The organism is Lacinutrix algicola (assembly GCF_001418085.1).
Taxonomy (GTDB): domain Bacteria; phylum Bacteroidota; class Bacteroidia; order Flavobacteriales; family Flavobacteriaceae; genus Lacinutrix; species Lacinutrix algicola.
In genome coordinates this window covers 225,048-236,717 of record NZ_LIQH01000027.1, presented here as the reverse complement: position 1 = coordinate 236,717, position 11,670 = coordinate 225,048, and the positions used below count along the sequence as shown (strand labels likewise).

8 protein-coding genes are annotated in these 11,670 nt (G+C 32.3%); 4 read left to right on the top strand and 4 right to left on the bottom strand.

The annotated features are described in order from the left end of the window. Positions 1–62: 62 nt before the first annotated feature. From ASC41_RS04765 to ASC41_RS17280, 3 genes are all read right to left on the bottom strand, one after another. On the bottom strand, positions 63–2,753 hold the full coding sequence (locus ASC41_RS04765) for a T9SS type B sorting domain-containing protein (RefSeq protein ID WP_152971417.1): 2,691 nt from the start codon (positions 2,751–2,753) through the stop codon (positions 63–65). An 884-nt stretch (positions 2,754–3,637) separates the two neighbouring features. Then, entirely contained in the window at positions 3,638–5,746 is a 2,109-nt protein-coding gene (locus ASC41_RS04760; protein ID WP_338034459.1) for a TonB-dependent receptor domain-containing protein, read from the bottom strand. 47 nt (positions 5,747–5,793) lie between these two features. Next, positions 5,794–6,114, bottom strand: a complete 321-nt coding sequence (locus ASC41_RS17280) for a carboxypeptidase-like regulatory domain-containing protein (protein WP_338034458.1) — start codon at positions 6,112–6,114, stop codon at positions 5,794–5,796. Positions 6,115–6,282: 168 nt separating this feature from the next. On the opposite strand from ASC41_RS17280, the gene ASC41_RS04755 reads away from it, so the two are divergent. Next, positions 6,283–6,645, top strand: coding sequence for a CoA-binding protein (locus ASC41_RS04755; protein ID WP_055435492.1), 363 nt, complete (start codon positions 6,283–6,285; stop codon positions 6,643–6,645). Here ASC41_RS04755 and ASC41_RS04750 read toward each other — a convergent pair. Beyond that, on the bottom strand, positions 6,629–8,086 hold the full coding sequence (locus ASC41_RS04750) for a sodium:solute symporter (protein ID WP_055435491.1): 1,458 nt from the start codon (positions 8,084–8,086) through the stop codon (positions 6,629–6,631). The genes ASC41_RS04755 and ASC41_RS04750 overlap by 17 nt on opposite strands. 366 nt (positions 8,087–8,452) lie before the next feature. Between ASC41_RS04750 and recR the strand changes: the two genes are divergently transcribed. The 3 genes from recR to ASC41_RS04735 all read left to right on the top strand — a co-directional run bounded on the left by recR (position 8,453) and on the right by ASC41_RS04735 (position 11,613). Continuing rightward, positions 8,453–9,070: a recombination mediator RecR gene (recR, locus tag ASC41_RS04745; RefSeq protein WP_055435490.1), complete on the top strand. Its 618-nt coding sequence runs from the start codon at positions 8,453–8,455 to the stop codon at positions 9,068–9,070. Positions 9,071–9,084: 14 nt separating this feature from the next. After that, positions 9,085–10,182 carry a glycosyltransferase family 2 protein gene (locus tag ASC41_RS04740; RefSeq protein ID WP_055435489.1) on the top strand — a complete coding sequence of 366 codons (1,098 nt, stop codon included), beginning with the start codon at positions 9,085–9,087 and terminating at the stop codon, positions 10,180–10,182. A gap of 114 nt (positions 10,183–10,296) precedes the next feature. Continuing rightward, entirely contained in the window at positions 10,297–11,613 is a 1,317-nt protein-coding gene (locus ASC41_RS04735; protein WP_055435488.1) for a dihydrolipoamide acetyltransferase family protein, read from the top strand. Positions 11,614–11,670: the final 57 nt, after the last annotated feature.

The window sequence follows — 11,670 nt, the reverse complement described above, 5'->3', positions numbered from 1 at the left end:
TTTTTGTTATTATTAACATTTAACGAACAACTTACTAGTTTAATATTCTATAAATAAAACGATTATCTTTTTAAAGTAAAGTGTCCTTTAAACTCTTGATCATTTATGGTTATTAAATACCAATAATCTGAAGATGGAAGTAAAGCTCCGTTTAAGGTTCCGTCCCATTTTACACTTCTATTTCTTGCCGAGAATAATAATTTGCCAAAGCGATTAAAAATAGTAACACTTGTGTTTCCAAAATATTCTAAATCGTTAAGTTCAAAGTAGTCGTGAAAATTATCACCATTCGGAGTGAAGAACTGCGGAACGTAAAAGTGTAAATATTGTAAGGTTACTACAAAATTACATTCAAGCGATTTTACGTAAACAGTATATAATCCATTAGGCATGTTTGTAAATACATTACTAGTTTGGTAATTAAAACCATCTAAAGAATAGTGGTAATTATCATCAGAACTTGTAGTTACAATAATATCAAAATTATCTGCTACTACGTTTGCAATTATTGGACTGTCAAGTGTTGTAACGGTAAAGTTTGTAACCTCTGTGCTGCAACCATCTGTAGCTTCAAGGTTGTAAATACCAGGACTACTTACTTCTATAGATGCCGTCTGCTCGCTAGTACTCCATAAGTATTGAGCATTTGTAATAGTAGTAGAAGCATCAAGAGTTAGTGTTTCTCCTTCACAAAAAGTTAAATAAATATCGTTTGTTGTTATGGTTTGTGTACCAGATAGATCCCATGTACAAGTTGTATTATTAAATGTAGCCGTTTCCCAGCACTCTAAGTTTGTTGGAGCTGGCGGCTGAGTTCCACTTACAGTCCAGCTACAAGAAGTTGTATTAAAGGTAGCAGTTTCCCAACATGTTGTTGTTGGTTGAGTGGCTTGCGAACCAGAAATTTCCCATGTACAAGAAGTTGTATTAAAGGTAGCAGTTTCCCAACACGCTGTTGTAGGTTGCATAGGTTGTGTACCAGATACTTCCCAAACACATGTTGTTGAGTTTAGTGTTGCTGTTTCCCAACATTCTGTTATAGGTTGTACAGGTGGTGTACCTGTAACATCCCAAGAACAAGAGGTTGTGTTAAAAGTGGAGGTTTCCCAACATGCTGTTGTAGGTTGCGTAGCTTGTGTGCCAGAAACTTCCCATAGACAAGTAGTTTGGTTTAAAGTAGCTATTTCCCAACACTCTAAATTAGTAGGTTGAGCAGGCTGTGTACCTGTAACATCCCAAGAACAAGAGATTGTATTAAAAGTCGCAGTTTCCCAACATGCTGTTGTAGGTTGAGTAGGTTGTGTTCCTGTAGTTTCCCAAGTACAAGATGTATTATTAAAAGTAACATTTTCCCAGCATTCTAAATTTGTAGGTTGTGCTGGTTGTGTACCACTAATATCCCAAGTACAAGTAGTGTTATTAAAAGTAGCATTTTCCCAGCATTCTAAATTAGCAGGTTGAGTAGGTTGTGTGCCACTAATATTCCAAGTACAAGTAGTGTTATTAAAAGTAACCGTTTCCCAGCATTCTGTTGTTGGTTGCGCAGGTTGTGTTCCAGAAATTTCCCAAAGACATGTTGTGTTGTTAAAAGTAGCGGTTTCCCAACATTCTAAATTAGTAGGTTGAGCTGGCTGTGTACCACTAACATCCCAAGTACAAGTAGTGTTATTAAAAGTAGCAGTTTCCCAACACTCAATTGTTGATTGAGTAGGTGCTTGATTTATTGTTACAGTAATACTATCCGAAGCGATATTATCTGGAGCAATTTTACCAGAATCTGTAACTGTACAGTTGTAAGTAGTTGTAGAATTAATGTTAATTGATAAAGTTGAATTTGTACCAATAACTGTAGTTGTGCCATCTATTACCCATTCGTAAGAATAAGTGCCAAGTGGTGTAATTGGATCTGGAGTAGCATTAAGTTGAGTTGAAGCGACTATACAATATTCTGGAGAGGTACTCATTGTAACATCTTCCTCTAAAATCAAACTTGTTGAACAAATAGTATCCGATGCTACTTCTGATGCACCATATATAGTAGAAGATGTAATATTGTTACAGTTTACATTGGCTTGAACAGCGTTTACATCTAATATTGCTGAATCATTTCCTCCTGTAGCAATAAGTTGGTAATCAGGATCTATACTACAAGGATTTTGTGTTATTATTGTTACAACTCCAAATATATTAGAAAGTCCGCTTGATGTAGTAATATCACCAACTAGAGTAGAGTTAGAAGGTGTGTTAACATCTACATCTACAAGTTTATTACCGTTTGCACTAAGGTATAGAATTCCTTCAAAATAGGTTAAATCTCCAGCACTACCATAGCCTATATCTCCTAAATAATTAGCAGTCATGTTTGCGACGTTAATTCTAAATAATTCACCTGGAGCATCTGTATTAACACCTAAAAGTACTCCTGTACTTTCTTTAACTAATGAAGTTATTGTAATTGCTCCGTTAAAACCTATAGGTGTTATTGTACCTAAATCTGTAATTACTCCTGTTGCTGTATTTATTCTAAAAAGAGCGTCATCTCTTATTCCGTATAAAGTATCGTTTGTGTCGCCTTGAGAAATATCAAAAAAACCATTATAATGGGTCGCTACGACTGTTGTGGAGCAAGTTGAGAAATCTGCCAATACAATATCACCGTTGGCTAAACATAAATAAGAAGTGTTAACAGATTGTGCTTTAGCGAAAGTGCACAAGAGAAGTAACAGTAAACTGAAGTAGTAATTTTTTTTCAAAAAGATAGGTATAATTTGTCTGCTACAAATATAATTCTTTTTAAGAATTATTATAGAAAGCATCTGTTTTGAACAGTTCGTAGAGGGCGTTAAGATCTATGTTTGGTATTGAGACTTATAAGTGATAAAGAGGTGTTATGTCTTTATAATTAGTCCGTAAGAGGTTTTTTAAATAAAAAAATCCCAACGCATCAACATTGGAATTTCGTATTATTAATAATGTAAACTTAACATGCTTACGAATTTTAAAGTGGAAGACTAATTCAAATTTAATTATTCGTTTTTCTAAGTTGTATATTACTTTAGATGTGAGTTTTTTATTTTCATTGCGCTAAAAGTTAGACTTTAACATAGTTTAACAGTTGTAGATCTTTAAAATAAAAATCCCAATGCGTCAACATTGGGATTTCTTGCTATTAATCATATAAACTTAACGTGTTTACGAACGTTTTTATGGAAGACTAATTCAAATAAATATTTCGTTAACTGTGTTGTGTTTCTTTATAGACGATTAAAATGTGTTTTTATTACACTGAAAATCAGTATTTAACAGCTTTTTAACATTGTTTGCTGTTTTTTTGATAAATAAAAAATCCTGAGACAGACGTCTCAGGATTTAATCGCTATTAACCAATCTCTATATCGACCCGAAAATCGGATTAAAGAATTAATCGTGGCAAATGTACAATGCATAATTAACGTAAATAGTACGTTTAAAAAAATTAGTATATATTTAACTACCGTTGAAGGCTATTTAGAGCTAAAAATCAAAAACCCAAAACTGATCAAGCTTTGGGTTTTCTTATTTAATAACCTTGTATAACACTAACCGTTAACTATTAATAAGGCTATTAAAACACTAATTAGTATTTTAAATCTAACTTCTATAAAAATCCACCACCAGATTTTTCGTTATTATCTCTATTCTTTCTTGATTTTGCTTGGTATTTTCCGCCTCCAAATCTATAAGACAATCCAGCAAAAATAGTTTGGCTTTCCCAGTTAAAGGTTCCTACTTGTTTGTAAGGTCTGTTTCCTGTAAAACCAAATTCTTGTGTTCCAAACACATCATTAAAGTTTAAGCTAAAAGAACCTTTGCCATCTGCAAAATCATGTCTTGCACCAAGGTTAACAAAATACATTGGTTCACTTTTAAATTGTAAGTCTTCGGCAGAACCACGATAAAAAGCAAAAGCAGATAAGCTTATTTTTTTGGTAACTTTAAAATTATTGAATACTCTAAAATTGTATGCAAAATTATCGACTTCAACTACATTTGTTTGGATATCGTTTAAAGTTGCGGTTTCTAAAGGTGCATCAAGTATTTCTGTAATTCCTTTTTGAGTTTGCATATAAGCATCAAAACTAGCATTTAAACTCCACCATTTTGTTGGTCTGTAATTACTAGATAATTCTAATCCGTAAGCTGAGGTATCATCATAATTATTATGAGTTAAAATTTGGCGACCAGAAGTAACATCGGTCCTGTCTATAGTAATACCTTGGTTAATTTCATCTTGTATTGCACGATAGAAAACACCTGCTGTAACACTTCCTGCTTTTAATTGTCTGGTATAATTTAACTCTATAGAGTTTGTGAATTGTGGTTCTAAATTTTGATTTCCAAAAGAAGATATTAAAGGTGTGCTCCATTCTCTAATAGGATTTATTTGTCCTATTCCAGGTCTATCTACACGACGACTAAAACTTAATTGATATGCATTTTTTTCTGATGGTGAATAGGTAAAGAAAGCTGAAGGATATACTTCAAAATAATCATTATCAAAAGCTATTAAGTCTGTTTCATTTGTAGCTTCAGTAGATAATGCATCTGCATTAACTTTTACATTTTCTGCACGTAAACCTATTTGATAGGTCCATTTTTCAAAAGTTTTACCGTATGTAGCATAAGCAGAATAGATATCTCTAGAATAATCGAAAACCGTACTTGGTGTTGGTCTAAAAACACCCATATTATTTAAAGAAATTCCTGTAGAATTGTAATCTATATTGGTGTTAAATAAACGAGCTTGTACTCCTAATTCTAATTTTGCAGAATCACTTAACGGATTCACATAGTCTAAATTAATAGTAGTTCTGTCTCTATCTGTAGTTACAAAATCTAAGTAGTTATTTAAATCTGTATTTCCAGAAAATCTAAAATCTGCATCTTCTTGCTGGTCAAATACATTATAATCTACTTCTAATTCTATGTTAGAACCTTCTTTTGCTAATTCTAGTTTGTAATCAAAATTGTATTGCGACGAATTATTGTCGTTTTTACTATCGAAAACTTGATATTGGTTTAAGCTAGGCATATCATAAAACAAAGCATCAGTTGTACCTCCGTTTTTAGCATCTGTTATATTCTGATTCGTAAAAAACGAAATGGTATTCTTATCATTTAAATAAAAATCAACTCCTGCTTTAAATAAGTGGTTTTTATTATTGTCTTTAAAAGCAAAAGCTTGTTCCGAGTTGTTTGCAGGTCTACTTATTAAACCACTATTGTCGTTTTTAGAAATATTATTACCATAATTACCGTAGAAATTTAATTTACCATTACGGTAATTCATATCTATCGAGCTATTAAATTTAGCATTATCTTGGTAATTTAAGCCCAAATTAATATTACCGTTAAAACCAATTTTTATATTCTTTTTCAAGATTATATTTATAAGTCCGCTCATGCCTTCCGGATTGTATTTAGCAGACGGATTGGTAATTAATTCAATACTTTTTATAGAAGTAGACGGTATTTGTTTTAGTAATTGTGCCGCAGGAATATTAGACAGTTTACCATCTACCATAACACGTACATTAGCATTTCCTCTTAAACTAATAGCGCCAGATTGAGAATCTACACTTACGCTTGGTAAGTTGTTCATTATATCGCTCGCAGTAGGCCCGGAAGTGGTTAAGTCTTTACCAACCGTAATTACTTTTCTATCTACTTTTTGTTGTATTGTTGAGACTTCGCCAGTAAGCTCCACTTCGTCTAAGCTAGTAGCCGCTTCGTAAATTTTGATTTCGCCAAAATCTATTTTACTATTTTTTTGTCTATTGTTATTTCTCTACTTACCGTTTTGTATCCTAAATACTCGATACTTACATTAGTGGTGCCTTCTGGAATATTTTCCATGTAAAAAGTACCATCGTCTTTAGTAATGCTGCCAGTAATAATTTTTCCGCTCAATTCGCGAATAACTATATTTACATATAGTAAGGGTTCGTTAAATATTCCGTCTAAAATAGTACCTGTAATAATACCAGTTTTAAATGTGGGTAATTGTTTTACTGAAGTTTGCGCTTGTACTAATGTGGTTACTAGTAACAAACAAAGGAAGGTGATTTTTTTCATTTGATTGATTGATTGATTGATTGATTGATTGATTGATTTTGTTTTGGTGTTATTATTAAGACGACTAGTTTTATATTGTGTTACTGTTTTTAATAAACGTTAACATTGTTTTAACAAAAAAGAAGTTTTCGCTTTCGCGGAATTAACCCAGTATTAAATAAAATTTATATGAATAAAAAAACATTAGTAATAGGAGCATCAACAAAACCGCAGCGTTATTCTAACATGGCTATGCGAAAATTAACAAACTACAATCACGAAACTGTAGCTTTTGGTTTGCGAGAAGGCGTAGAATATGGTGTTACAATAGATACAGAGTTGAAGCCTTATAAAGATATAGATACAGTTACTTTATATTTAAACCCAACAAGACAAGTACAGTATTACGATTACATTGTGTCTTTAAAACCAAAGCGCGTTATTTTTAATCCGGGAACAGAGAATCCTGAATTTTATACTATTTTAAAGGAAAACGATATTAAATTTGAAGTTGCTTGTACTTTGGTTTTATTATCTACAAATCAATATTAGAAGTTTCTTTTGTTCTAATAATTAGCAATCCTAAAAATGTAATTAGGCCGTTTAAAATTAGAATAAAGAAACCAAATTCAAAACCAAACCATTTTAAACTATTCACACTTATTATGTAAGATAGGATAGGAGAAAGTATAGCAATAATTGGTACAATTTTATCTTTAATTTGCCATTTTGTAAATAGGCCAAAAGCATATAATCCTAAAAGAGGTCCATAGGTGTAACCAGCAAAAACAAAGAGTTTAGCTATAACGCTTGCGTCTTTAATAATATATTTAAAAGCAACAATAACAAGTATTAAAATAAAAGAAATTGCAACATGTATACGTTTTCTAATTTTTACTTGTTCTTGCGGCGTATGTTTTTTTTCTATATCTAAAATATCAATACTAAAAGAAGTCGTTAAAGAAGTTAAAGCAGAATCTGCACTACTGTATGCGGCAGCAATTAAACCTAATAAGAAAAATGCAAATACACCAACACCTAAATGGTTTTTTGCTAGAATAGGAAAAAGATCATCCTTATGGGCATCAATTCCATTTTTTTGAGCATAAACAGTTAGTAATAAACCAAGACTTAAAAAAACAAAGTTTACAATTGTTAGTACCAAAGTAAACCAGAACATGTTTTTTTGTGCATCTTTTAATGTTTTACAGGTTAAGTTTTTTTGCATCATATCTTGATCTAAACCAGTCATAACTATTGCTATAAATGCACCAGAAATAAACTGTTTCCAGAAGTAGTTTCCAGATTTAAAATCATCAAAAAAGAAAGTCTTACTTAAATCACTATCTAATACAAAAGTTAAAACGTTACTACCGTTTAATCCTAATTCAGCACTCACAAAATAAATGGCTACACCAACTGCAATAAGCATAAATAAGGTTTGTAAAGTATCGGTCCAGACAATGGTTTTTATTCCAGATTTAAACGTGTAAAGCCAAATTAGAAGTACGGTAATAGTAACGGTTTGCCAGAATTCAATACCTAGTTCGTCAAACAAAACAATTTGTAAAACATTAGCAACTAAAAATAATCTAAAACTCGCTCCAATTACTCTAGAAATTAAGAAAAATGAAGCTCCCGTTTTGTAGGAGTAATTACCAAAACGTTCTTCTAAATAGGTATAGATTGAAGTTAAATTAAGTTTATAGTATAAAGGCAGTAAAACGGTTCCAATTACTAAATAACCCACAATATATCCTAAAACAACTTGCATATAGCTAAACTGAGAGGCTTCAATCCAACCAGGAACCGAAATAAAAGTAACACCAGAAAGTGATGCGCCTATCATACCAAAAGCAACAACATACCAAGGAGATTGTTTGTTACCTTTAAAAAAAGCATCATTTCCTGACCTTCTTCCAGTAAAATATGAGATTAATATAAGCACGCCAAAATAGGCTGCAATTAGTAGTAATATTAAAGTTGCTGACATGTAGATTATTTTCTGAGAGCCAAAATACGGAAAAGTAAAAAGTTAAGAGTTATAAGTTATAAGTATTTAAAGTTGTGTTCTAGTTATAGAAAGGAAGACTGCAGAATGAAGGAAGAGAATAAAGAGAATAGAGAAAAGAAGAAAGAGAATAGTGTGTATAATAAAACATAGGAGTAATCAGCGAAGAGTAATAATCCGAGAAAATCTGAGAAATCCGTGTCTAGAAACACAAGAGTAATCCAAACCAAGTTAGCAGTAATTCATGATAATCAATAAAATTCATGTCTAAAACCTACAAGAATAATCGCATAAAAATCAAATAAATAAATGCGTCAATTCGTAACAAAAAGATTAATTTAGCAGGCTATGGAATTCTCTTCAAAACTTTTAGAAAATGCAGTCAACGAAATCGCACAATTACCCGGTATTGGTAAGCGTACAGCTTTACGTTTGGCATTACATTTACTAAAACAACCTAAGGAACAAACACAAAATCTATCTAATGCATTATCGCATATGCGAGAAGATTTAAAATTTTGTAAATCGTGTCATAATATAAGCGACGTCGAGTTATGCGAAATTTGCTCAAACCCATTAAGAAAAGACGATATTATTTGTGTTGTAGAAGATATTCGCGATGTTATGGCAATAGAAAACACAGCATCGCATAAAGGATTATACCACGTTTTAGGCGGAAAAATTAATCCTATAGAAGGTATCGGTCCTCACGATTTAAACATTGTAAGTTTAGTAGAGAAAGTACGGTCTGGAAATGTAAAAGAACTCATTTTTGCATTGAGTCCAACTATGGAAGGCGATACAACTAATTTCTATATCTTTAAACAATTAAACGGTTTAGAAGTTGAAACGTCTACAATTGCGAGAGGAATTTCGGTTGGTGATGAATTAGAATATGCCGATGAGATTACACTCGGCCGTAGTATATTAAATCGTATTCCGTTTGAAGCTTCATTAAAACATTAAAATACTAATTGCATTTGCAACTTTCTGTAATCATATTAAACTACAACGTACACTACTTTTTACAGTTGTGTTTGCAAAGCGTAGAAGCTGCTATTCAAGGTTTAGATGCTGAAATTATAGTAGTAGACAACAACTCTCAAGATAGTAGTTGTGTAATGGTTAAAGAGCAATTTCCAAATGTAAAACTTATAGAAAATAAAGAGAACTCAGGTTTTTCTAAAGGAAATAATATTGGAGTTAAACAAGCGAAAGGCGAATACCTTTGCATTCTAAACCCGGACACTGTTGTAGCAGAAAATACTTTTAAAACACTTTTGGCTTTCGCCGAAAAACAAAACAATCTCGGAATCGTTGGATGTAAATTAATAGATGGCAACGGAAACTATTTGCCGGAAAGTAAACGCAATGTTCCAGTTACTAAAATTGCAATTAATAAAGCATTAGGAAATTCTAAACACTATTATGCAAATCATTTAAAAGAAAACGAAATTGGTAAAGTAGATGTGTTTGTTGGTGCTTTTATGTTATTAAAACGTAGTGTTTATAATGAGGTTAAAGGTTTCGATGAAGATTACTTTATGTATGGGGAAGACATAGATTTAAGTTACAAAATTAAAACAGCCGGTTATCAAAGTTTCTATTTTGGAGAAACTTCAGTTATCCATTATAAAGGAGAAAGTACATTAAAAGATAAAACTTATGCGAAGCGTTTTTATGGTGCGATGCAAATTTTTTACAAAAAGCATTTTAAAAGTAATCTTGTTTTCGATGCTTTGGTATTCTTCGGAATACAATCTGCAAGATTATTTGAAAGTAAAGCTTCAGATAAGAGACAAACGTTTCAAGATTATACTTTGATTTCTGGTACTAGCAATAAAAGATTAGCAATTAAATTAGAAAAAGCTTTAGTACAGGCTTCTAATGTTTCCGAAGTGAAAAATAATACTCAAATTATTTTCGATGCTAATTATATTAGTTTTCAGGAGATTATCCACCAAATGGAAACTTCAGAAAAAAATAAAAATTTATCATTCAAAATACTTCCAAAAAGTACTAATTTTATACTCGGAAGTAATTCCTCGAAAAGTAGAGGAGAAGTGGTACACTTTTAAGTATCAAAGCATTACAGAGGTAGAGTTTAAAATTATATTGAATAATCAGATAAATCGACTATTTTTTAGTAATTTTGCACTCTGAAATTACAAAAAGACACATTTTTTATTAATATGGCAAGATTTGAACTAAAATTACCGAAAATGGGAGAAAGCGTTGCAGAGGCAACGATTACTTCATGGTTAAAAGAGGTTGGTGACACTATAGAACAAGATGAAGCAATCTTAGAAATTGCAACAGATAAAGTGGATAGTGAAGTACCCAGTGAAGTAGATGGCGTTTTAGTTGAAGTGCTATTTAATGTGGACGATGTTGTGCAAGTTGGACAAACGATAGCTATTATCGAAACAGAAGGAGAAGGTAATGCTTCTGCTCAAGCTCCAAAAACACAAGAAGTTGTAGATGAAAAAGCAGCTCCTGCAGTTGCTGAGGTTTCACAAACAGTTGTTGCAGCTCAAGAATCTGCAGCACCAATTAGTTCTAATGGAGAGCGTTTTTACTCACCGTTAGTAAAAAATATGGCTAAAGCCGAAGGTATAGCGCAAGCAGAACTAGATGCTATTCCAGGTTCTGGAAAAGACAGCCGTGTTACTAAAGCAGATATGCAAGAGTATTTAAAAACTAGAGGTTCTCAACCAGCGAAAGCAGTTGCGGCTCCAGTAACTAAAACACCTGCAAAACCTGCTGCTAAACAAGTAGCAGCTCCAGTGGTATCTGCAGAAGGTGATGAGATTATAGAAATGACTAGAATGGGCAAGTTAATTGCACATCATATGGTTGAAAGTGTACAAAAAAGTGCACACGTACAGAGTTTTATAGAAGCAGATGTTACAAATATCTGGAATTGGAGAAAGAAAGTAAAGAACGATTTTATGAAGCGTGAAGGCGAAAACCTTACGTTTACACCAATCTTTATGGAAGCTATAGCGAAAGCATTACGCGATTTCCCAATGATGAATATCTCTCTTCAAGGTGATACAATTATTAAAAAGAAAAATATTAATCTTGGTATGGCTGCCGCATTAGGTAACGGTGATTTAATTGTACCTGTTATTAAAAATGCAGATCAACTTAATTTAGTTGGCATGACAAAAGCGGTAAACGATTTAGCAAAACGAGCTAGAGAAAATAAATTAAAGCCAGACGATATACAAGGTGGTACTTATACGGTAACTAACGTTGGTACTTTTGGTAGTATTATGGGAACACCAATTATTAATCAACCACAAGTTGGAATTTTAGCTTTAGGAGCAATACGTAAAGTACCTGCTGTTATAGAAACTCCAGATGGTGATTTTATTGGTATCCGTTACAAAATGTTCTTATCGCATTCTTACGACCATCGTGTTGTAAATGGTGCACTTGGTGGACAATTTGTTAAAGCAGTAAAAGATTATTTAGAAGCTTGGGATTCTAATCGCGAGATTTAACAATCAATTCCTTTTGAAAAAAGGAATTTCATATAAGCTTCTTCAAATTATAAAATT

Excerpts from the sequence above, each read along its gene's own strand:
- ASC41_RS04755 (WP_055435492.1), top strand. The coding sequence starts at position 6,283 with ATGAATAAAAAAACATTAGTAATAGGAGCATCAACAAAACCGCAGCGT.
- recR (WP_055435490.1), top strand. The coding sequence starts at position 8,453 with ATGGAATTCTCTTCAAAACTTTTAGAAAATGCAGTCAACGAAATCGCA.
- ASC41_RS17280 (WP_338034458.1), bottom strand. The coding sequence starts at position 6,114 with ATGAAAAAAATCACCTTCCTTTGTTTGTTACTAGTAACCACATTAGTA.
- ASC41_RS04750 (WP_055435491.1), bottom strand. The coding sequence starts at position 8,086 with ATGTCAGCAACTTTAATATTACTACTAATTGCAGCCTATTTTGGCGTG.
- ASC41_RS04735 (WP_055435488.1), top strand. The coding sequence starts at position 10,297 with ATGGCAAGATTTGAACTAAAATTACCGAAAATGGGAGAAAGCGTTGCA.